Source organism: Herbinix hemicellulosilytica (assembly GCF_002904165.1).
Classification (GTDB): Bacteria; Bacillota; Clostridia; order Lachnospirales; family Lachnospiraceae; genus Mobilitalea; species Mobilitalea hemicellulosilytica.
In genome coordinates this window covers 322,466-345,089 of record NZ_CVTD020000008.1, presented here as the reverse complement: position 1 = coordinate 345,089, position 22,624 = coordinate 322,466, and the positions used below count along the sequence as shown (strand labels likewise).

Below are 22,624 nucleotides of genomic sequence, written 5' to 3'. Positions count from 1 at the left end.
ATATTAATACAAAACGCGAAATTTGTAAATATGTGTAATAAAATTATAGTCAACAAAATTTTTTTGGTTTTTTGTATATTATACCCAATTATTTTCTTTATTGCCCGAAGGCAAAGCACACATAAAGTTTTATCTTCATATCATATCCCGTACGGTATTTTCTTTTATTGAATAATGTTTGAATTGCCAACAATACCTAATATTCCGTATTTTAAACAAAATGTTTTGAAACTGAAAATTAAGATTTTATTAAAAGCCATAGTTTATATTTTCAATTTATTATAATAAAATTACAGTTATATATTGACAATTTATATTGTCCATTGATATAATTCGCTTAATACGATAAACCGTTGAGCAAGAATAGTAAGTTTGGAATCTTTGTATACAGAGAGCCGCCGTCGGTGCGAGTGCGGTTACAAAGTCCTTACCGAATGGCCTTGCGAGGGAAGCCCGAAATTGATAAAGTAGGCGCTTACGGGAGCCCCGTCCGTTATCATAGGGGTGCATATGATAGTATGCATTAAGAGTGGGCGCATTATGCGCCAATTAGGGTGGTACCGCAGGAGTTATAACTCTTGTCCCTTTTTAAGGGACAGGAGTTTTTTTAATACTTAAATTTAAAAATGTAACTCTTAACATAAAATAAAATGTTTAAATTAATTGCCCTTCCACCCTTTTATAATTTTCCTTTTAGAAATAAAAAGAAAGGAGACTGACCTTAGGTGATAAATATGGTTATGAATAAGATAAGACCCAGTGCAGATGAGATTGAGCAGTTATCAAAAGAATACGACATAATTCCAGTCTGTAAAGAAATTTATGCGGATTTTATTACCCCAATTACTTTACTTAGAAAGTTGTCTGCCTACAGCAAAAACTTCTTTCTCCTTGAAAGTGTTGAAGGCGGAGAAGCATGGGGAAGATATTCCTTCCTCGGTTATCAGCCCGTTATGAGAATATACTGTAAAAACGGCCATGTAACCGTTGAAGGAGATGAAAAAAACACAGTTCCTGTTTCTGATCCTTATGAATTTCTAAGAAACCTTTTAAAGCAATATAAAGCTCCTAAACTTGCGGATATGCCCCCATTTACCGGTGGCTTTGTCGGATACTTTTCATACGGAATGATTACATATGATGTACCTCATTTAAAATTAAAAAACTCAGTATATAACGATTTTGATTTAATGCTCTTTGATAAGGTCATAGCTTTTGATCATCTTAAACAGAAACTCTTTATAATTGTGAACATGAAAACCGACAAAATTCTGGAAAACTACGGCAACGCCCTTGCCACTATTGAAAAAATAAAAAACATCATACAAAACCCAATGCCATTAAATCCTCGTCCCACATTGAGTAAGCCGGAATTTACCTGCAATGTTTCAAAAGAAAAGTTTATCAATATGGTCGAAAAAGTAAAAAAATACATTTACGAAGGAGATATATACCAGGCAGTTATATCAAGAAGGTTTGAAGCGGAATACCATGATTCCCTTCTTAATGCTTACCGGGTTCTTAGGACTATAAATCCCTCTCCCTATATGGTCTTTCTTCAAAATGAAGAACTACAGATTATAAGCACCTCACCGGAGACCATGGTAAGATTACGTGACGGTTTATTATCCACTATGCCTATAGGTGGGTCAAGGCCAAGAGGAAAAGATTTGCAGGAAGATGAAAATATAGCTTCAGAACTTCTTAAGGACGAAAAAGAAATTTCGGAACATGTCATGCTGATTGATCTTGCCAAAAACGATCTGGTAAAAGTATCTGAAGTATCCAGTGTAAGGGTATCCGATTATATGAAACTTCGCCGTTATTCTAAGATAATGCATATAACGACTGAACTTCAGGGTCAAATTCGTAAAGATAAAGATGCCCTTGATGCCATTAGGGCTATTCTTCCGGCAGGTACCCTTTCCGGAGCACCAAAAATAAGAGCCTGTGAAATTATCGAAGAAGTTGAAAAAGAACCCAGAGGCATCTACGGAGGAGCTATAGGTTATATAGATTTTTCCGGAAATATGGATACCTGTATAGCCATAAGGATGGCAATTAAGCGAAAAAACAGAGTGTATATCCAGGCCGGTTGCGGAATAGTTGCCGAAAGCGACCCGGAAAAAGAATATGAGGAAACACAAAACAAGGCTCTGGCTATGATTGAAGCACTTAAAAGGGCTAAGGAGGTGGAGGAATGATTCTGCTTATCGACAATTATGACAGTTTTACTTATAATCTGGTCGATCTTATAGGTACTGTTTCATTAGATGTCCTGGTTTTAAACAGAGATGAATGCAACTTAAAGGAAATAAAAAAAATGTCACCCAGTCATATAATTATATCCTCCGGGCCGGCTAATTTAAATCAGCCAAAAATATATGAAAAATTAATTATGGAGTATAAAGATAAGATCCCTATCATTGGAATTGGATTAGGTCATCATATAATCGGAGAAATATTTGGCGCAGAAACTACCCTTGCAAATCCATTGATGCACGGTAAGGCAATCAGCATTCATATAGCCAGCGGAAACGGTTTGTTCTTCGGTCTTTCTCCTGTTATTCAGGTAGGTGCTTATTATTCAAAAATCCTTAAAAGGGAACTTCTGCCCGATGAACTGCTTATCATAGGTGAAAACGAACGTGAAGAAATAATGGCTATAAAACACAGAGATTATGATATCTACGGGCTGCAGTTTAATCCCGAATCTATCCTTACCCCTGCGGGAAAGAAAATAATTGAAAACTTCTTAATGATTGGTGGTGCGTCTAAATGATACAGGAAGCTATTTATCAGCTTATAAATAAAAATGATTTAAGTTTTGATATGACAAAAGCCGTAATGAATGAAATTATGGAAGGAAAGGCTACCAATGCTCAAATAGCCGCATTTTTGACATCCATCCGTATGAAGGGAGAAACTATTGAAGAAATAACGGCGTGTGCCACCGTTATGAGAGAACACGGAAAAACCATAAGTCACAAGAAAGACGTTATGGACATTGTGGGAACCGGCGGAGACGAAGCCAATACCTTTAACATTTCTACGGTATCCACCTTTATTATCTCAGCCGCGGGAATTCCGGTGGCTAAACACGGAAACAGAAGTGTCTCAAGCAAATGCGGCAGTGCCGACGTACTTGAAGCTCTGGGTGTAAAAATAGATATTCCTGTGGAAAAAAGCGAAGAAATACTGGATAAAATCGGTATATGCTTCATGTTTGCACCCCTTTATCACTCTTCCATGAAATATGCTGCACCGGTAAGAAAAGAGCTTTCAGTCCGCACAATCTTTAATATTTTAGGTCCTCTTGCCAGTCCGGCAAAAGCCGAATATATCTTATTGGGAGTTTACGATGAAAATTTAGTTGCTCCGATGGCAAAAGTCCTTGCCAATCTGGGAGTAAAAAGAGCTATGGTTGTATGCGGCCATGACGGGCTTGATGAAGTCACCTTGACAACCAAGACTACCGTTTGTGAGGTGGATCACGGCAAAATCAACAGCTTCTTTATTGATCCAAGGCATTTTGGATTTTCCTACTGCCAAAAAGAAGATCTGGTAGGCGGTGATCCGAAAGCAAACGCCGAAATTGCCCTTCGGATACTTAAAGGAGAAGAAAAAGGCCCTAAGAGAGACATTGTTCTTCTAAATTCCGGCCTGTGCCTTTATATGGCTTATAACAATATTACTCTCAGGGAATGCATCAGGATGGCGGCAGAAATTATAGACAGCGGAAAAGCCTTAAAACAGCTTGAAGAGTTTATTCAATTATCCAATGAATAAATATATTGTATTAAAAGTAATACGTACTTAGCAGTAATTAAATAAAGATCAGAAAGGCAATGGGTTATGGACAATATATTAAATACCATAGCAAAGGCTACAAAATTAAGGGTAGAAAATGCAAAGGAAAGGCTTCCCTTAAACCGATTAATAGAAAAAATATATGAATCCTACTGTCTTTATGACAACTCAACACAGGAAGCCTTTCCTTTTGAAAAAACATTAAAAAAGCCCGGCATTTCATTTATCTGTGAAGTAAAGAAAGCCTCCCCGTCAAAAGGAATAATTGATCCTGTATATCCTTTTGTTCAGATAGCCAAAGAATATGAAGAAGCCGGAGCGGATGCCGTATCAGTATTAACGGAACCGGAATTTTTCAAGGGAGAAAATGAACATTTGCAAGATATCCGTAAAAATATCTCCCTTCCTATTCTCCGCAAAGATTTTACTGTTGATGAATATCAAATATATGAAGCAAAATACCTGGGAGCGGATGCTGTGCTACTTATCTGTGCCTTGTTGGATGAAGAAATTATAAAAAAATACATATCAATTTGCGATAAACTCGGCTTATCAGCCCTCGTGGAAGCCCATACGGAAGAAGAAATTAAGATGGCAGTCCGAGCCGGAGCAAGAATAGTTGGTGTAAACAACAGGGATTTAAAAACTTTCAGAGTTGATGTAAGTAATTCAATCAGACTAAGAAAATTGGTCCCCAAAAGTATTTGCTTCGTTTCGGAAAGCGGAATTCAAAATCACGAGGATATACTGCGTTTACAGGATTGCGGTGTTGACGGCGTTCTTATCGGGGAGAGCCTTATGAGAAGCACAAATAAAAAAGAAAAACTTAAGTCTTTGAAAGGGGACTAAATATGGCAAAAATCAAGATATGCGGTATAAAACGTATAGAAGATATTAATGCCATTAATCAGGTTCTTCCCGACTTTATAGGGTTTGTATTTGCTGAAAGCAAAAGAAGGATTTCTTTAAATGAAGCTGTTATCTTAAAAAAGTTGCTCAATCCGGCCGTTAAAACTGTAGGGGTCTTTGTTAATGAGAGTGTAAATACGATTATTGAATTATGCGATTTAAAAGTAATTGATTTGGTACAGCTGCACGGTGACGAAAATGAGTCATATATCCTTGAACTAAAAAATAGCATCAAAAATCCCATTATAAAAGCTATAAGGGTCAGGTCCCGGCAAGATATAAAGGCTGCCGAAGACCTGCCCTGCGACTATCTTCTGCTTGATTCGTACAAGGATAATGCATACGGCGGAACCGGAAAAACATTCGACTGGTCACTTATACCAAAAATAAGCGAAAGAAAAAAACCGTTTTTTCTTGCCGGGGGCATAAACCGGGATAATCTTTCTTTTGCCCTGTCTGCAAAACCCTATTGCATTGATGTCAGCAGCGGCGTAGAAACCGACGGAAAAAAAGATCCGGAAAAAATAAAAGAGATAGTAAATTTGCTTAGAAAGCAAAACTGATTGTAATACTAGGCCTTATAAAGATATTTATTCTTTATCTTAGAAGGCCTTTCCCATATATAGTTATATTACTTTTTAATCTTTACAAATAAATCAAAATCAAATTATGAATAACCGAAAATCTTTTTCTTGATTTCCCGCCCTGTAGGGGTTGCTGCCAAACCTCCCTCTCCGGTTTCCCTAAGGGTTTTTGGCAGAGATTCTCCTACTTCCCTCATGGCATCAATTACCTCATCAGGCGGAATTTGGCTTCGTATTCCGGCAACAGCCATATCGGCACTGGCTATGGCATTGACCGCTCCGACCACATTTCTTTTAACGCAAGGCACTTCTACAAGACCGCCTACTGTATCACACACCAGCCCCATAAGGTTTTTTAAAGCCATTGCTGCGGCATGGGCAATACTATCTTCATCCCCTCCGTTAAGATACGCCAAAGCACCGGCAGCCATGGCACTGGCCGAACCGATTTCCGCCTGACATCCTCCTGCCGCTCCCGATAAAAAAGCTCTGGCCGCAATTACTTCCCCTATACCTGAAGCTACATACATTGCCTTTATCATCTTTTGAATGGAAATTCCATATTGTTCTTCATAACTTATCAGTACAGCAGGTATGACACCGCAGGAGCCAGCCGTAGGTGCTGCAACAATTTTTTTCATGCATGCATTGGATTCACCCATCTTTAATGCCTTTGCAATTACCACTCCTATGAAATTTCCGCCCAAAACTTTTCCTTCTATTACAGCCTGCTCCATCTTTGCGCCGTCCCCGCCTACCAGGCCGCTGGAAGATATTAATTTTTCATCATAAGCCTTATCGGCCTCTTTCATAGTCAAATACAACTGCTGCATCTTTTTAAGGGATTCTTCTTCACTGACAAGCCTTTCTTCCATATCATTCTCAAGAATCACTCTCCAGAAAGGTTTGTTACTTTCCTTTGATATTGTTAGTATCTCATCTAAAGCCCGAAAGCCCATCTTCTACCTCCATATATATTAGACTTAATCATCTACCGGTTTTAAATATGTTACCTTCTTTACTCCCTCTGATGCGGCCAATAATTCTGTCACATCGGCAGGTACTTCCTGATCACATTCTATTATCATAACGGCAGTACCTCCTCTTTTATCTCTGCGAATCCTCATAGTTGCAATATTAATGTCATGATTGCTTAATAATGAGGTTACTTTAGCCACATATCCGGGCTTGTCAATATTTTTTACTATTAAAGTAGGATAAGCGGCTGTTATATCAGCCTCAACGCCGTCAATCTGATTGATAACAACAGCCCCTCCCCCGATAGAAGAAGCCACTATTTCCAATTTGCTGCCGTTTACTCCAACTAGATTAAGTAAAACGGAATTGGGATGGGCATCTTTCAACTCTATGCCTGAAAATTCATATTCCAAGCCACGTTCGTTTGCGTATTGAAAACTGTTCGGGATTCGTTCATCATCCGGCTTCATCCCCATAAGGCCTGCTATCAAAGCTTTATCCGTTCCATGGCCTTTTCCGGTCATCAAAAATGAGCCATGAAGAAATATCTTTGCCTTTTTGACATCATCCCGTAAAAGTTTTCTTGCTATATAACCGATTTTTACCGCTCCGGCGGTATGAGAACTGGACGGTCCGACCATAACCGGTCCCATTATATCAAATACATTCACTGGATCTTCCGCCTTCCTTTTTATAATGTATTTTCTAAAAATTATAATAGCTTTTTTTCGTATCATTAATCATATTTTTTATCCATAAAACCTTCGGACTTACACTTTTTAAAATGTGATAAAAAGTTAAATTTATTCTGCTATCCCTTAGCCCCTAAATCATGTTGACTTTATGAAGTTTAAAAAGATTATTTTTATGTGCACTAAATACGAATTATTATGTAAAAAAGTCTCATATTACGCAAAAAACCACATCTAAAACTAGATGTGGTTTTAACGATGGAGCTGGCGGGAATTGAACCCGCGTCCGAAAGTCCATCCATTGCAGCTTCTCCCATTACAGTCTATCTTTTATCATTCCCTCAACCGAACGCCGATAGACAGGCTTTCGGTCTTGGTAGCTTCATAAATCTTTTATCTCCTCAAAGCTTTGGAGATAAAGGTCCCCGCTAATTTGATGCCGGTTTCTTAAGCCGCGGGCCGCTTAAGGCCGACAAGCTGCTATTACGCAGCAGCTAATTCGTAATTATCGTTTGCGTTTATATTTAGGTCCAGGTTGGTGACGCAGTCCCGGAACTGCGAATGGCTACTGCAATTTCAAAACCCTCGTCGAAACCAGTACAACCCCTTGTTTATTTTGTGTGATTTATTTTATCATAAAATCATTAGAAAATAAAGAGATAATTAATAAATTAAAATGAGAAATCATGTTTCTTGTTCCAAATTATACTTTAAGTTATTTTAAAATTACAATTTATAAATTTAAATATTTAACATAATTAAAAAACTAATTACAGATTTCTTACTTTAAAGTCTCTTTCAACTTCACGTCTCATATCTTTCTTGGCAATGTCTTCTCGCTTGTCATAAAGTTTTTTACCTTTTGCAAGCCCAATTTCAAGCTTTACCAAATGCCCTTTAAAGTAAACCTGTAACGGTACCAAAGTATACCCTTTTTGTGACAGTCTTCCTGCCAGCTTATTTATCTGGTATTTGTGAAGCAAAAGCTTCCTTACACGTAAGGGGTCCCTGTTAAAGATATTCCCCTTTTCATAAGGACTAATATGCATTCCGTAAATAAAAAGTTCGCCGTTTTCAACACGAATAAACGATTCTTTTATACTGCATTTTCCCATCCTTAAGGATTTAACTTCGGTACCGTGAAGCACTATTCCTGCTTCATACTTATCCTCTATGAAATAATCATGGTATGCCTTTTTGTTATTGGCAATCAGCTTTATATTTTCCCCCATTTTATTCTTCATCCTCCACAAATGCAAAATCAATTGTCCGAAGAAGTTTATCGGCACTTATTACCTCAACCTTAACTTTTTGACCCAGTTTGTAGGTTTTTTTCGTATGCTCCCCTATCATCTGGTAACGTTCTTCATCATAAATGTAAAAATCATCATCCATGTCACTTACACGGACCATACCTTCAATCGTGTTGGGAAGCTCGACATAGATGCCCCATGATGTTATGCCGGAGATTACGCCTTCAAATACTTCGCCTATATGCTCCGTCATATATTCAACTTTTTTCATCTTTTCTACTTCCCGTTCGGCTTCATCAGCCCTGCGTTCCGTCTTACTTGAATGATTGGCTACTTCATTCAAAATCTTTTCATAATGGCTTCTTCTGCTTTCGGTCAGTTTTCCTCTCAGATTTTCTTTGATAATACGGTGAATCTGAAGGTCAGGATAACGGCGTATCGGCGATGTAAAATGACAATAATATTTTGTTGATAAGCCGAAGTGTCCGGTATTTGCAACAGTGTATTTTGCCTGTTTCATGGATCTTAACGTAAGCCGGCTGATTAAGGCCTCTTCGGGAGTATCTTCAACCTTTATAAGAAGTTTTTGAATTTCCTTCGGGTGTATATCATCATTTCCCAGTTTAAGGCTGTAGCCGAAGTTATTGATGAATATTGCTAAAGCCTTTATTTTTTCTTCATCCGGATTTTCATGGGTACGATATATAAAGGGAATTTCCTGCCAAAAGAAATCTTCTGCTATGGTTTCATTGGCAATAAGCATAAATTCTTCAATAATCTTTGTTGCCTTATTTCTTTCATAAGGCTTGATTTCAATTGGCTTACCGTTTTTGTCTACAATAATCTTGCTTTCAGGGAAATCAAAGTTTATTGCTCCCCGTTTATGCCTTCTCTTCTTTAAAATTTCCGACAGTTCAAGCATCAGCATAAACATGGGGACAAAATCCTTGTATTTCTCAATTAATTCTTCGTCCTGTTCCTCAACAATTTTATTAACATCGGTATAGGTCATGCGTCTGTCGGACCTGATTACGGTTTCGACTATTTCATGGTTTATTACATTGCCTTTTGAGTCAATGTCCATGAAGCAGCTTAATGCCAGCCGGTCTTCTCCCGGATTTAAGGAACATATTCCGTTAGAAAGCTTATGGGGCAACATAGGTATTACCCGGTCTACCAAATACACGCTTGTACCCCTTTTTAGTGCTTCCTTATCAAGGAGAGATCCTTCCTTAACATAATGGCTGACATCGGCAATGTGTACTCCCAGATGATAAATATCCCCCTCCTTGGTTAAGGATATGGCATCATCCAGGTCCTTGGCATCTTCACCGTCAATTGTTACCGTCGGCAGGTCCCTGATATCTCTTCTGTTTTTTATTTCTTCCGGACTTATCTCGTCAGGAATAAAGTCGACTATACGAAGCACGTCTTTCGGGAATTCCACCGGAAGTCCGTATGCTTTTATGACCGACATTATATCCACACCAGGGTCATTAATATGACCTATGATTTCCACAACTTCGCCCTCGGGACTGTGATTTTCGTCTCCGTAGTCCGTTATTTTAACGACTACTTTATGACCTGTTACAGCCCCCTTGGTATGCTCCTTGGGAATATAAATATCATGGAATTTATTGTTATCCGGAACAACAAAACCGAAGTTTTTATTTTTCTCAAAGGTACCGACAATCTCTGTCATACCCCGTTCTACTATTCGGACTATGATACCTTCCCGTCTTTTTCCTGACTTTTCATTGGTCAGCATAACAGCTACCTTGTCCCCATGCATGGCTCCGTTGGTGGACGATTCGGGTATAAATATGTCTTCCGGTTCTCCTTCCAAGGTTACGAATCCAAACCCTCTCTGAGTTCCGGAAAAAATACCTGTCTTAATATTATCTCCCGGAACCAGATATCTTCCTTTATCATCCACAACAATGCTTCCCTGTGATACCAAGGAATCCAGTATTTCCTTTAACTCATTTTTTGAGTCTTTCGGAACCTGCAATAAGGCAACAATATCCCTAAACCTCATAGGTCTGTATTCTTTGTCCGTGAAAAATTCCATAAGCATTTTTCTTTTTTTTTCAAATCTTTTGCTGTCTGTCATATATGGCTCCTATTTCAATTTTTCTTTTATATTTTTATTATTTCTAAAGTTATTATAGTTTTAAGCAATATGATTTATTTACATTTAATGTACAAATCAGAAAAACTATTCATAGTATACCATATATTGCATTAATGTATTATACTTTTTTAATATTATTATAAAAAATCCCCCGGCTGTTATACAAAAAGAATAAACTATTAATCTATATCCGGCACCTGAAAAACATTTGATATTGTTTGACACAATTTAATAAATTATTGCACTTTAAACCTTATCATATCTAATCCTAAAATATAAATGTCCATGAACAAGTACACCTGCTGTGATTTATGTGTCATTATAGACATACATGCCATCCTATGACAACTCAAATCACAGCAGGTGTGCTGTTAACGGTGCATATTAAGAATTTTTATATTATTAATCTGCCTCTTGAAAACCTATTACCAATCCAGATTTAACACTACCGAGAGTATAACAAATACAGCGGCTAAAATTTTTGTTAATTTTTCAAGTATACCCTCGACAGAACGTCCCTTGTTTTTGCTCCAAAATGTTTCAGAAGCGCCTGTCAATGCACCGGATAAACCGGAGGATTTTCCTTCCTGTTTTAATACTATTACTGTTAACACAATGCAAATCGCGATATACACGATTTGAACAATCGTTTTTAAAATGTCCACGGTTACACCTCCTAAAACTACGCCTATTCTAACACAGAACGTACTTCATTTCAACATTTTTTTCTATCCGGACTACTTCTTTATCAAGAGAGATCTGCCTGTCATTTCTTTCGGCTTTTCCATACCCATTATTTCAATAAGGGTAGGAACTATATCAGCCAGGCATCCGCCTTCTGCCAAGGTGTAATCTTTATCATAGTTTACAAGTATAAAAGGTACCGGATTTGTGGTATGGGCAGTAAACGGCTCATTGGTATTATAGTCAATCAATTGCTCTGCATTGCCATGGTCTGCACATACAAACATTACACCGTCTACACTAAGAAGTGCATCCACAACTCTTCCCAAACATTCGTCCACTGCTTCGATTGCCTTAATTGCAGCTTCCAATATACCGGTATGTCCAACCATATCCGGATTTGCAAAGTTGGCAACTATCACATCATATTTACCTGATTTTATAGCCTCTACCAAATGATCTGTTACCTCATATACACTCATCTCAGGCTTCAGATCATAAGTAGCAACCTTCGGAGAATTTACCAGTATTCTGTCTTCTCCTTCATTCGGCACTTCTACACCGGCATTGAAGAAAAACGTTACATGGGCATATTTTTCTGTTTCTGCAAGTCTTAACTGTGTCATTTTATGCTGTGCCAAAAATTGTCCGAAAGTATTATCAATAGATATCTTATGGAAAGCTACCAGCTTATTGGGTATGGTTATATCATACTCAGAGAAGCATACATAAGTAACATTTAATCTCTTTTCGCCGCGGTTAAATGCCGTAAAATCATCTTCGCAGAATACTCTGGTTATTTCTCTTGCCCTGTCAGGCCTGAAATTATAGAAGATAATCGTATCATTATCTTTTATGGTTGCAACAGGTTTTCCGTTTTCCAAAACAACGGTCGGTACAACAAATTCATCGTAGACTTCCTTGTTATATGAATCCTGGACCGCAACGACAGGATTTTCGGCGGTCTCCCCTTCACCGTATACCATAGCTCTGTAAGCCTTTTCGATACGGTCCCAACGGTTATCTCTGTCCATAGCATAGTAGCGCCCCATAACCGTTGCTATCTTGCCCACACCGATAATCCTCATCTGTTCCATAAGTTCTTCAATATAGCCTTTGCCGGATGCGGGAGGTGTATCCCTGCCGTCTAAGAATGCATGGACATATACATTTTTAAGTCCGTTACGCTTTGCCAACTCCAGCAAACCATATAAGTGGGTATTATGACTGTGGACACCTCCGTCGGAAAGAAGACCGTATAAATGAAGGTCAGAATTATTCTTTTTGCAGTTTTCAACTGCAGCCAAAAGGGCAGGATTCTCAAAAAAGGTTCCGTCCTGGATTTCTTTTGTTATTCTGGTCAGTTCCTGATATACAATTCTTCCTGCACCGATATTGATATGTCCTACTTCCGAATTACCCATCTGCCCTTCCGGAAGGCCTACAGCCATGCCGCTGGCATTTCCTTTGACAAAAGGATATTCATTCATTAAACGGTCCATTACAGGAGTCTTTGCCTGTGCAATTGCATTTCCCTCTGTTTTTTCATTAAGTCCGTAACCGTCTAATACCAATAAAACTGTTGGTTTCTTTCTCATGTTGGTCTCCTTTACTAAACTCTTTATACCGAGTCAAAAGATAAAACTTATTTATAATTAACAATTTTTCCGAAATCAGCCTTCAGGCTTGCTCCACCAACCAGGCCGCCGTCTATGTTAGGCTGGCTAAACAGCTCATATGCGCTGGCAGCGGTTACGCTTCCGCCATACTGGATACGGATAGCATCTGCCACTTCTTTATCATAAATTTCTTCGATGCATTCACGAATAGCTTTGCAAACTTCTTCTGCCTGCTCGGGAGTAGCTACCTTTCCTGTTCCGATAGCCCAGATAGGCTCATAAGCAATAACAGCCTTCTTAGCCTGCTCTTTGGTTACACCAAGGAAAGCAATCTTTATCTGCTGACGTACAAAATCTATTGTAATACCCTGTTCTCTCTGTTTTAATGTTTCTCCGCAGCATATGATAGGTGTAAGTCCATGTTCAAATGCTTTCAATACTTTCTTATTTACTGTCTCATCGGTTTCACCGAAATATTCCCTTCTCTCGGAATGACCGATTATAACATACTTAACACCGATTTCGGTAAGCATCTTAGGAGCTATTTCTCCGGTATATGCTCCGCTTTCTTCAAAATGCATATTTTGCGCACCGATTTCAATGTTTGATCCCTTAACAGCTTCTATGGCAGGAATTAAACTTACGAAAGGTACACAAAATACGACATCAGCTTCGTCCGTTGCCACCAACGGTTTTAATTCATTTATCAATGCAATCGCTTCACTGGGTGTTTTATTCATTTTCCAGTTGCCTGCTATAATTTTTCTGCGCATGATATCCTCCTAAAATTCTATAATTATGCCGTTTTTAGCGGCAATGCTGTCTTTTTATTCTTTGCTTTTTGGTTAAAGCCTGCTATACATAATGTTTAGGCTTTACTTTTACATTATGTATATAAATTAATTTTTGTAAATATATTGCTTTTGCTAAACTGTCTTTTCTAATTTACACCGATTAATATATTGTAGCAAGCTTTTCCGGAAATTACAAGACTTATTCCGAAATAGCTTGCTACAAAATTAAGCTACGTATTCTATAAAAATATTATTATTTATCATTAGCTGCAGCAACACCGGGAAGTTCTTTTCCTTCAAGGAATTCCAGGGAAGCTCCGCCACCGGTTGAAATATGAGTCATCTTATCCTTAAATCCAAGCTGATTTACAGCAGCGGCAGAATCTCCTCCACCGATAATAGTGATTGCATCTATCTCTGCCAGAGCCTGAGCAACGGCAAATGTACCTTTGGCAAAATTGGGCATCTCGAATACACCCATAGGTCCGTTCCAAACAACAGTCTTAGCATCCTTAACCGCATCAGCAAAAAGCTTACGGGTTTCTTCACCGATATCAAGACCTTGCCAGCCTGCTTCAATTTCTCCGCGTTTAACGGTCTTAAATTCAGAATCATTTGAGAATTCTTTTGCAACAACAGTATCTACAGGAAGAAGTAATTGAACGCCTTTTTCTTCAGCTTTCTTAATCATATCTTTTGCATAATCAAGATAATCTTCTTCCAGTAAGGAGTTACCTACCTCTTCTCCCATTGCCTTCATGAAGGTATATGCCATACCGCCACCGATAAGTAATTTATCAACTTTATCCAGTAAGTTGTTAATAACGGAAATCTTGCTGGATACCTTGGAACCTCCAAGAATTGCAACAAAAGGTCTCTTGGGATTGTTAACGGCATTTCCTAAGAACTCGATTTCCTTCTGCATTAAGTATCCTACAACAGCGGTATCAACAAATTTTGTAACACCTACGTTGGAGCAGTGGGCTCTGTGTGCGGTACCGAACGCATCATTTACAAATACATCACAAAGGGACGCCAGTTCCTCGCTGAATGTATCAATATTCTTGGTTTCTTCTTCTCTGAATCTGGTATTCTCAAGAAGTACAACGTCTCCTTCTTTCATGGCAGCTACAGCAGCTTTGGCATTCTCGCCGACTACGTTGTCATCTTTAGCGAATACTACTTCTTTTCCTAAAAGTTCGGACAGTCTTGCGGCAACAGGTGCCAGTGACAGTTCAGGCTTGGGAACTCCCTTGGGTTTACCCATATGGGAGCAAAGAATAACTTTTCCACCGTCATTGATCAGCTTCTTAATTGTAGGAAGTGCCTCAACAATACGGGTATCATCGGTAATTTTGCCGTCCTGCAGGGGAACATTAAAATCGCATCTTACAAGTACCCGCTTACCCTTTACATTTATATCATCAACAGATTTCTTATTTAACATGGTATATGCTCCTTTCCTGTATATTTTTGTACATAAGGATATGCACAAAAGGTCCGGCCCTTAAAGACCGGACCCTTCATGGATCTATAAGCTTGATATTAAATTACTTTAACTCAGCAAAATACTTGATTGTTCTTACCATGTTGCTGGTGTATGAATTCTCGTTGTCATACCAGGAAACAACCTTAACCAAGCTCTTGCCGCCTTCGAGTGCCATAACCTTAGTCTGGGTTGCATCGAAGATTGAAGCATATGTGCTTCCGATAATGTCGGAAGAAACGATTTCGTCTTCGGTATATCCAAATACTTCGTTGGAAGCAGCCTTCATTGCTGCATTAACTTCTTCTGCTGTTACAGTCTTATTGCAAACAGCGGTAAGAATTGTTGTTGAACCGGTAGGAACAGGTACTCTTTGTGCAGCACCGTCTAACTTACCTGCCAGTTCAGGAATAACAAGGCCGATAGCCTTAGCAGCACCGGTAGAGTTAGGAACGATGTTAACGGCTGCGGCACGAGCTCTTCTTAAATCTCCTTTTCTGTGAGGAGCATCAAGAGTCATCTGATCACCGGTGTAAGCATGGATGGTAACCATGTAACCTTTATCGATAGGAGCTAAATCATTTAAAGCCTTAGCCATAGGAGCAAGGCAGTTTGTTGTACAAGAAGCTGCGGAAATAATTGTATCGGTTGCTTTCAGAGTATTCTCATTAACACCGAATACGATTGTAGGCAGATCATTGCCTGCAGGTGCGGAGATAACTACTTTCTTGGCACCGGCATCAATATGAGCCTGAGATTTAGCCTTGGATGCAAAGAAGCCTGTGCATTCAAGAACAACGTCTACATCAAGTTCTTTCCAAGGTAACTTGGAAGGATCTGCTTCGCTGTAGATTCTGATCTCTTTGCCGTCTACAACAATGGAGTTTTCCTTTGCTACAACGGTATCAGCCTTTGAATATTTTCCTTGTGCAGAATCGTATTTTAATAAGTGTGCTAACATCTTAGCATCTGTTAAATCGTTAATAGCTACAATTTCATAACCTTCTGTTCCGAACATCTGCCTGAATGCAAGGCGGCCGATGCGTCCAAAACCATTAATTGCTACTTTTACTGCCATTACTATTCCTCCTAAATGTTTAATATATTATTACTGTCATAGACAGTAGATAAACTTAATTTTAACACATTTTGAACAACAGAAAATTCTGAAGAATTTCCTATTGCGATGAAAACACAAGTAAGGAATTACTGATTGTCAATTTTTCATCAATCATAATTTTACACAATCAAAATAAAAATATCAAGAGTCAGCTACGTATTTTATGGAATATTATAATAAAAGTTATATTTTTTAGTTATATAGAAAATTTTTTGTGCATTTTATTGATAAAATTATCCTTTTATTTCATCGTTTACATAATTGACAATATTAAGCGAATGGTCTGATATTCTTTCCAGGTTTATAAGGGCATCTATGAATATAACACCGTTTTCCGAAGTACATATACCCTTGGAAAGCCGTTCTATATGTTTTTGTCGCAGTTCGTCCTTTAGTCTGTCAACTACTTTCTCCATTTCAACTACTTTGTTTATATACTCTTTCTTCTCGCTGGCCCTGGCTTTAACAGCATACTCAAAAGATTCCATAGCAACATTGCATATTTCTTTTAACTCAGCGTAAGCTTCATCTGAAAGGTAAATATTGTTATTAACCTTTTCTACCGCCAGTTCAGCCAGGTTATCTGCATGATCCCCGACTCTTTCAATATTGGAAACCGTGTGAAACAGGTTATTGACAATCTTATGTTGTCTTTCGGTCAATGAAAGGTTATTTATTTTAACCAAATAATCATTAATAACTTTTTGATGGGCATCAATTACCTTTTCTGTTTCAAATACTTTATTGGCTTTTTCTTCATCATTATTTAATAAAGAATCGATAGCTTCCCTTACATTGTTTAGGGTAATCTCACCCATATGAACCACTTCTTTAATGGCATTCTGTACCGCAAAAGAAGGGGTTTCCAAAATTCTGTCATCCAAATGGCGTAGAGTAATCTGAATTTCATCCATATTTGCTTCGGGTTTCGAATCATCTATAAATATTCCCGAAAGCTTAACAAGCCCGTTGGCAAAAGGGAAAAGTATAATTGTATTAATTAAATTAAAAACCGTATGAAATAACGAAATTTGTGTACTGTTGATTCCTGAGGCGGCAAATCCCGGATTAATATTAAATATAATATACATAACTATGCCGAAAATTACTGCACCTATCATATTAAAGGACAGGTGTATAACGGCTGCCCTTTTTGCAGTTTTGCTGGCACCTATACCAGATAGTATTGCCGTAATACAGGTTCCTATATTCTGACCCAACGTAATAAATACGGCCGATTGCCAGTTCACAACTCCTGTCATGGCCAATGTCTGTAAAATACCCACTGATGCGGATGAGCTTTGGATTATGGCTGTTACCACCGCACCGGTCAGCAATCCGAGAAACGGACGCCTTCCCAAAACAACAAATGCATTCCTAAATATTGAATCCTCAGCCTGAGCATAAGGTTTAATTACATCAGACATAAATTTTAATCCGATAAACAATAATCCCAGTCCGATTACTATTTCGGCCAAATCTTTCTTTTTTTTGTTCTTGCATAATAAGGTTGCAAATACTCCTCCTGCTATCAAAATGGGGGCAAAAAAATCAGGCTTTAAAAGAACACTCCATTCACTCATGGAAACAAGCCATGCCGTTACTGTAGTTCCGATATTAGCACCCATTATAACACCGGTTGCCTGCATAAGATTCATTATTCCGGCATTTACGAAACCCACGACCATGACTGTTGTAGCCGAAGAACTTTGAATGATACCTGTCACTATCAGTCCTACCAGGACTGCCATCAACCTGTTGTTTGTCAGATAACCTAAAAGTCGTTTTAGTTTATTTCCTGCTGATTTTTGAAGTCCGTCACCCATCATGTTCATGCCGTACAAGAACATTCCAAGGCCTCCGGCAAATACAAATATCACTTCCAACAGTTCTATTGTCTTCATGTTTCCTCCTAATATTCATTTAAATTTAAATTTGCACATACGCAATTAGGATATCATAATCTAGAAATCCGGTAAATCGGTTTTATCAAATATAACATTTATTTTACATAAACTTTACATTACTTTAGCAGGCAAAACTGAACTGATTTATAAAGCAAAAATCCCATAAACACAAAAAAGCTGTGATCTGCCGTCATAACAGCTTGCCTATGACGACATGAATCACAGCGATTTTTTATCATCCGATATATAATATGATAAAATTATAAAGGCAAAACTACTCATATAGATTATAATTTATCAGCTTTGTGACCTTAATTTATACTCCAGTCTTATTTTATCCGCAATCAAAGCTACAAATTCAGAGTTTGTAGGTTTTCCTTTACCGTTGCTTACAGTGTATCCAAATAACTCATCTATTGTGTCCATCTTACCTCTGCTCCATGCTACTTCAATAGCATGACGTATTGCTCTTTCTACCCTGCTAGGTGTTGTTTTATGACGTTTAGCAATTGAAGGATAGAGCAGTTTCGTTATAGAATTCAACATTTCAACATCTTTGACAGACATCATTATCGCATCACGTAAGTACTGATAACCTTTAATATGTGCAGGTACTCCGATTTCATGTATAATATTTGTTACATCGGCCTCTAAATTTCTTTCCAGATAATTGCTCTTATTTTCAAAAGCGCTTACTTTATGGCTGTCGACTAACTTACTGTGATAATCTCCTTTAAGTTGTTTTATTCTTTGCAATACCACATTACTGTCAAAAGGCTTCATAATATAATAATTTGCTCCCAGTTCAAATGCACTTTCTGTAACTCCCTCTTGTCCTATCGCAGTTATTACAATGAATGCCGGATACTTTTTAAATTCTGTATCTCTTCTTATTTTTTCCATTACTCCCAGCCCGTCCAACTTTGGCATAATCAAGTCAAGCAACACAACATCCGGTTTTTTTTCTTTGATCATTTCTACAGCGTCAATACCATTCTCCGATTTTCCTACGACCTCAATTTCGTCATCTGTTTTTAAAATGTCCTCTAGTAAGCTCACCATCCTTTCGTTGTCGTCAACAATTGCTACATTGATTTTGCCCATATTTTTTCCCTACCTCCATTAATTATTTATTTACTCTCCTGATGTTACTTTTTAAATCCCCTTCCTTTATATATATCGTTTATATCTTTAAGTAATTTCATCTTTATTTATCATTACGTAATTTTGCCTGATACATCAATTTTCGAATATTAATTTTCCGACTTTAATAATTTGATCACTATAGTATTTCAAAAATTTACAGTTATATTAACCTGAATTATTCATCGTAACATATACAACAGTGCCTGGCACTGCATAATTACTATGTTTTTATCTTCTTATTGCTTTCACTTAAAAAGTGAAACTGAACTATAGAAAAAGGGTCTCAGCTTTGCTAAAATGAAGTTTACCAAACATACAAATCAGCAAAGGAGAAACCCTTATGTCTAGTTTAAATGCACTTCACTTAGAAAGCAATAGTAAATTTAAAATAAATTTTCACGGCGGCGATTTATCTTCCGATGCAGGTTTGCTGTTACTTAATGAATTCATTCACAAAATTGGTCTTAAGCCGCTTGTTAAGCAACATTTTCAGACCAAGGACAAAACAATTCGTATCCATACGGATGCTGATAACCTGTTGCAAAAAATTTACCAGCAGATATCCGGTTACTTTTCTGATGATGACTCGGATGAGCTGACTGATGACCCGGTTTTTACAAATATACTTGGCAAACAAGCATTGGCCTCCCAGCCTACCATGTCCCGGTTCTTTAACCGCATGGATGATGTTACTTTGATGCAGCTTGACTGGATACTTTACCTTCTTAGACAAAGGATTTATTCCATCAAAAGGCCTGAGATGGTTTTGTTGGATATTGATTCCACTCTTTTTGATACCTTCGGTAAACAGGAAGGCAGTGGATATAATTATCATTATTCCAATTATGGTTACCATGCACTAATGTGTTATGACGGGCTTACCGGCGACCTGCTAAAAGCTGCCTTAAGGCCGGGAAATGTATATTCCTCTACGGATTGCTGCGAATTTCTTCAGCCTTTACTTACCGAATATCAGGAGGATTATCCTGATGTAAAGCTTTTTCTTCGTGCTGACAGCGGATTTGCAAAACCTGAGCTGTTTGAACAGTTGGAAAGCAACGGTACATCCTATGCAATCAGGCTGAAGGAAAATGCCATCTTAAAGGAGATGGCTGCATATCTGGATAAGGAGCTTGACGAACTTACTGCTAATAATAAAGTTGACTATGCAGTAGTATATGGTGAAATCCATTATGCAGCATCCAGCTGGTCCTATCCGAGAAGAGTTGTTGTAAAGGCAGAAAAACCGGCAGGCCAGCTTGTATATATGCATACCTTTATTGTAACCAATATGTATATGAAAGCTGAGGATATCATTCATTTTTACTGTAACCGTGGCAAGATGGAGAACTTCATAAAAGAATCCAAAAGAGGATTTGATATGGACACCATGCCAAGCTACAGTATGGTGATAAATGAAAACCGGCTGCAGATATCCGTATTGGCATATAATATATTTAACTGGTTTAGGCGTTTGGTACTTCCGGCAAGAATGAGAAAGCTGCAAGTTGATACCATTCGCCTGAAGTTGTTGAAGGTTGCCGCCAAAATAGTGCATTCAGCGAGGTATATAACATTCAAGCTATGCAGTAGCTGTCCTTATAAAAATGAGTTTTATGAGACATTGAAAAACATACGGCTTCTGCCAAAGCTTGAATGATATATAAAATGTACCTTGACAGTTCAAGAAATTTAAAATGTGGATAAACCAAGGGGATATTATACCCTTTTGTGAATAACTTTCATAAAAATTTATCCTCGGAAATGAACTGTCGTAATAATTCCATGGGTAAATCTATGATTTTTTACCCTCATGAATAATTCAGGATTAATTATTATATAACTTTGTTAAAAATTTTCCAATAGCAATATTGCTAAATTGTACCTATTACATGGCGCCATTTTTTATTAAAAAATTACATATTTAGCCATATTATGCATTGATTCTACAAATTACGTTATAATGTAATAAGGTAATAATATATAAAAAATGTAAATTATTACCATACATGAATTATAGCCAGTAACATATAAAATTTCAATTCTTTCTTATCGCACCATTCGACAGTTAGAAATTGTTAAAAAGTATTAATTATTAATAAAATACAATATATTGTATAACAGTAAAATAAATTATATAAATATGCTGTTATAATATTAAAAACTTAAAATTTTAATATATTTTTTCGTCGACTTCTTTTTTTAACAAAACATCTTTTTATTCTAATTTATTTACCATGTTTTCAATAAAAGTTCCGTAACCTTTGGTTGAATCCTGTATAAATACATGGGTGACAGCCCCGATTATTTTATTATTTTGGATAATCGGGCTTCCGCTCATCCCCTGAACAATTCCTCCTGTTGCATTTAAAAGTCTTTGATCGGTTATTTTTATAACCAATCCTTTACTGTGATTAGAGTTGCTCATATCTACTTTCTGAATTTCGATTTCATAATCTTTTATTTCGCCCTCGACCATGCATCTTATATATGCTTTGCCCACCTTAATTTCTTGCTTAAGGCCGATTTTTAGCGGTTGAAAATCTTTATCGAACTTATACTTTCGATTTACTGTTCCGAAAATTCCCTGATGAGTGTTGTCGGTAATATATCCAATTTTATGCCTTTCTCCTTGTTTTATCATTCCTATCAGTTCACCGGGTTCTCCTTCTTTACCTTTAACAATAGAGATTATATCTGCATCATAAATTAGACCATTATTTATTTCCATAAGAACACCTGTATCTATATCCGTAATTCCATGACCCAGTGCCCCGAAATAACCGTTGGTTGAAATAAAGGTCAAAGTACCAATACCTTGTGTATCATCCCTGATCCATGTCCCTATTTTATAATCGCCGTTAATAGTTTTTACTGGAGTAACGCTTACAGATATAATTTCGCCGTTTCGACGTACCTGAAGTTTTATATCTTTACCCTGTGAGTTTTGGATTTCTTCAATTAGCTCTTCTTTATGCATTACTTTTTTATCATTAATTGATATAATATAATCTCCTGATTTAAGCTTATTGTGAGCCGGTTCATAATTAAGTCCGTCTGCACCTGTAATTCTATTATTACCTAATACTAAAATTCCGTCTGTTTCTACAGAAATTCCAATAGGAATACCGCAGGGTATTAATTCTACCGTATCAATTACATCCAGGGAGATTTTCTTAAAATTAAAAATGCCGAATAGTTTTAAATTTATGTTGAATCTTCCGGTCTGTGAGGATTGCAATGTAAATGGTTCACTTAAATCAATATGAATCTGATTAGAAGGTACTCTGGTATCATTTACACTGATAACACCGATATGTTCAGTTTCAATGTTCCCTTTAAGGGGCATATTGAAATCAAAAATTTCTTGCCTGTCTTTTAAAATTTTTATTTCATCGGGTATATTTTTTTCGATATAGTAAATACCCAAAAAAATAATAGCAGCAACATTAATCAAAAAAAGGGAAAATAATACCCTTCTGTAAATTTTCTTTTTCCTCATTGTCCC

18 protein-coding genes, 1 other RNA gene and 1 other annotated feature are annotated in these 22,624 nt (G+C 37.3%); of the genes, 6 read left to right on the top strand and 13 right to left on the bottom strand.

The features are described 5' to 3' along the window. Window positions 1-344: 344 nt before the first annotated feature. Window positions 345-589, top strand: a binding site (T-box leader). 151 nt (window positions 590-740) lie between these two features. From HHT355_RS02570 to HHT355_RS02550, 5 genes are all read left to right on the top strand, one after another. Further along, window positions 741-2,204 (top strand): anthranilate synthase component I family protein, encoded by a 1,464-nt coding sequence (locus tag HHT355_RS02570; RefSeq protein ID WP_103202026.1) that lies wholly within the window; start codon window positions 741-743, stop codon window positions 2,202-2,204. Further along, window positions 2,201-2,782 carry an anthranilate synthase component II gene (locus HHT355_RS02565; protein ID WP_103201882.1) on the top strand — a complete coding sequence of 194 codons (582 nt, stop codon included), beginning with the start codon at window positions 2,201-2,203 and terminating at the stop codon, window positions 2,780-2,782. Before HHT355_RS02570 ends, HHT355_RS02565 begins: the two co-directional genes overlap by 4 nt. After that, the gene (gene trpD / locus HHT355_RS02560) at window positions 2,779-3,789 is read left to right on the top strand and encodes an anthranilate phosphoribosyltransferase (RefSeq protein WP_103201881.1); all 1,011 of its coding nucleotides are present in this window, start codon (window positions 2,779-2,781) and stop codon (window positions 3,787-3,789) included. Before HHT355_RS02565 ends, trpD begins: the two co-directional genes overlap by 4 nt. A 66-nt stretch (window positions 3,790-3,855) precedes the next feature. Beyond that, window positions 3,856-4,659 carry an indole-3-glycerol phosphate synthase TrpC gene (trpC, locus tag HHT355_RS02555; RefSeq protein ID WP_103201880.1) on the top strand — a complete coding sequence of 268 codons (804 nt, stop codon included), beginning with the start codon at window positions 3,856-3,858 and terminating at the stop codon, window positions 4,657-4,659. A 2-nt stretch (window positions 4,660-4,661) separates the two neighbouring features. After that, window positions 4,662-5,282, top strand: a complete 621-nt coding sequence (locus HHT355_RS02550) for a phosphoribosylanthranilate isomerase (RefSeq protein WP_103201879.1) — start codon at window positions 4,662-4,664, stop codon at window positions 5,280-5,282. A 104-nt stretch (window positions 5,283-5,386) separates the two neighbouring features. Here the strand turns inward: HHT355_RS02550 and sdaAA are convergent, their stop codons facing one another. The 12 genes from sdaAA to spo0A all read right to left on the bottom strand — a co-directional run bounded on the left by sdaAA (window position 5,387) and on the right by spo0A (window position 19,074). Further along, window positions 5,387-6,262 carry an L-serine ammonia-lyase, iron-sulfur-dependent, subunit alpha gene (gene sdaAA / locus HHT355_RS02545; RefSeq protein ID WP_103201878.1) on the bottom strand — a complete coding sequence of 292 codons (876 nt, stop codon included), beginning with the start codon at window positions 6,260-6,262 and terminating at the stop codon, window positions 5,387-5,389. Window positions 6,263-6,286: 24 nt separating this feature from the next. Continuing rightward, window positions 6,287-6,952, bottom strand: a complete 666-nt coding sequence (gene sdaAB / locus HHT355_RS02540) for an L-serine ammonia-lyase, iron-sulfur-dependent subunit beta (RefSeq protein ID WP_103202025.1) — start codon at window positions 6,950-6,952, stop codon at window positions 6,287-6,289. Window positions 6,953-7,229: 277 nt separating this feature from the next. Then, window positions 7,230-7,580, bottom strand: a transfer-messenger RNA (tmRNA) gene (gene ssrA / locus HHT355_RS02535). A gap of 163 nt (window positions 7,581-7,743) precedes the next feature. Continuing rightward, a complete protein-coding gene (gene smpB, locus HHT355_RS02530) occupies window positions 7,744-8,217 on the bottom strand; it encodes an SsrA-binding protein SmpB (protein WP_330403353.1) in 474 nt (157 codons plus the stop codon). Continuing rightward, on the bottom strand, window positions 8,207-10,339 hold the full coding sequence (gene rnr / locus HHT355_RS02525) for a ribonuclease R (RefSeq protein ID WP_103201876.1): 2,133 nt from the start codon (window positions 10,337-10,339) through the stop codon (window positions 8,207-8,209). Before rnr ends, smpB begins: the two co-directional genes overlap by 11 nt. Window positions 10,340-10,785: 446 nt before the next feature. Continuing rightward, window positions 10,786-11,025 carry a preprotein translocase subunit SecG gene (gene secG / locus HHT355_RS02520; protein ID WP_103201875.1) on the bottom strand — a complete coding sequence of 80 codons (240 nt, stop codon included), beginning with the start codon at window positions 11,023-11,025 and terminating at the stop codon, window positions 10,786-10,788. A 72-nt stretch (window positions 11,026-11,097) separates the two neighbouring features. Continuing rightward, complete coding sequence (gpmI, locus tag HHT355_RS02515) at window positions 11,098-12,642, bottom strand: 2,3-bisphosphoglycerate-independent phosphoglycerate mutase (protein ID WP_103201874.1); 1,545 nt, start codon at window positions 12,640-12,642, stop codon at window positions 11,098-11,100. 47 nt (window positions 12,643-12,689) lie between these two features. Beyond that, entirely contained in the window at window positions 12,690-13,439 is a 750-nt protein-coding gene (gene tpiA / locus HHT355_RS02510) for a triose-phosphate isomerase (protein WP_103201873.1), read from the bottom strand. A gap of 271 nt (window positions 13,440-13,710) precedes the next feature. Next, entirely contained in the window at window positions 13,711-14,904 is a 1,194-nt protein-coding gene (locus tag HHT355_RS02505; RefSeq protein ID WP_103201872.1) for a phosphoglycerate kinase, read from the bottom strand. Between the two features lie 103 nt (window positions 14,905-15,007). After that, the gene (gap, locus tag HHT355_RS02500; RefSeq protein WP_103201871.1) at window positions 15,008-16,021 is read right to left on the bottom strand and encodes a type I glyceraldehyde-3-phosphate dehydrogenase; all 1,014 of its coding nucleotides are present in this window, start codon (window positions 16,019-16,021) and stop codon (window positions 15,008-15,010) included. 275 nt (window positions 16,022-16,296) lie between these two features. Further along, complete coding sequence (locus HHT355_RS02495; RefSeq protein WP_103201870.1) at window positions 16,297-17,967, bottom strand: Na/Pi cotransporter family protein; 1,671 nt, start codon at window positions 17,965-17,967, stop codon at window positions 16,297-16,299. Between the two features lie 300 nt (window positions 17,968-18,267). Beyond that, window positions 18,268-19,074: a sporulation transcription factor Spo0A gene (gene spo0A / locus HHT355_RS02490; RefSeq protein ID WP_103201869.1), complete on the bottom strand. Its 807-nt coding sequence runs from the start codon at window positions 19,072-19,074 to the stop codon at window positions 18,268-18,270. Window positions 19,075-19,456: 382 nt separating this feature from the next. Here spo0A and HHT355_RS02485 point away from each other — a divergent pair, with 382 nt between their 5' ends. After that, window positions 19,457-20,776, top strand: coding sequence for an IS1380 family transposase (locus HHT355_RS02485; RefSeq protein WP_103201687.1), 1,320 nt, complete (start codon window positions 19,457-19,459; stop codon window positions 20,774-20,776). Window positions 20,777-21,334: 558 nt separating this feature from the next. Here HHT355_RS02485 and spoIVB read toward each other — a convergent pair. Further along, window positions 21,335-22,618, bottom strand: coding sequence for a SpoIVB peptidase (gene spoIVB / locus HHT355_RS02480; RefSeq protein ID WP_103201868.1), 1,284 nt, complete (start codon window positions 22,616-22,618; stop codon window positions 21,335-21,337). Between the last annotated feature and the right edge of the window lie 6 nt (window positions 22,619-22,624).

Bases quoted from the DNA above. Each gene is read 5' to 3' on its own strand.
- trpC (WP_103201880.1), top strand. From the start codon at position 3,856: ATGGACAATATATTAAATACCATAGCAAAGGCTACAAAATTAAGGGTA.
- HHT355_RS02565 (WP_103201882.1), top strand. From the start codon at position 2,201: ATGATTCTGCTTATCGACAATTATGACAGTTTTACTTATAATCTGGTC.
- rnr (WP_103201876.1), bottom strand. From the start codon at position 10,339: ATGACAGACAGCAAAAGATTTGAAAAAAAAAGAAAAATGCTTATGGAA.
- spoIVB (WP_103201868.1), bottom strand. From the start codon at position 22,618: ATGAGGAAAAAGAAAATTTACAGAAGGGTATTATTTTCCCTTTTTTTG.
- sdaAA (WP_103201878.1), bottom strand. From the start codon at position 6,262: ATGGGCTTTCGGGCTTTAGATGAGATACTAACAATATCAAAGGAAAGT.
- gpmI (WP_103201874.1), bottom strand. From the start codon at position 12,642: ATGAGAAAGAAACCAACAGTTTTATTGGTATTAGACGGTTACGGACTT.
- HHT355_RS02550 (WP_103201879.1), top strand. From the start codon at position 4,662: ATGGCAAAAATCAAGATATGCGGTATAAAACGTATAGAAGATATTAAT.
- HHT355_RS02495 (WP_103201870.1), bottom strand. From the start codon at position 17,967: ATGAAGACAATAGAACTGTTGGAAGTGATATTTGTATTTGCCGGAGGC.
- trpD (WP_103201881.1), top strand. From the start codon at position 2,779: ATGATACAGGAAGCTATTTATCAGCTTATAAATAAAAATGATTTAAGT.
- smpB (WP_330403353.1), bottom strand. From the start codon at position 8,217: ATGAAGAATAAAATGGGGGAAAATATAAAGCTGATTGCCAATAACAAA.
- HHT355_RS02505 (WP_103201872.1), bottom strand. From the start codon at position 14,904: ATGTTAAATAAGAAATCTGTTGATGATATAAATGTAAAGGGTAAGCGG.
- spo0A (WP_103201869.1), bottom strand. From the start codon at position 19,074: ATGGGCAAAATCAATGTAGCAATTGTTGACGACAACGAAAGGATGGTG.
- HHT355_RS02570 (WP_103202026.1), top strand. From the start codon at position 741: ATGAATAAGATAAGACCCAGTGCAGATGAGATTGAGCAGTTATCAAAA.
- HHT355_RS02485 (WP_103201687.1), top strand. From the start codon at position 19,457: ATGTCTAGTTTAAATGCACTTCACTTAGAAAGCAATAGTAAATTTAAA.
- gap (WP_103201871.1), bottom strand. From the start codon at position 16,021: ATGGCAGTAAAAGTAGCAATTAATGGTTTTGGACGCATCGGCCGCCTT.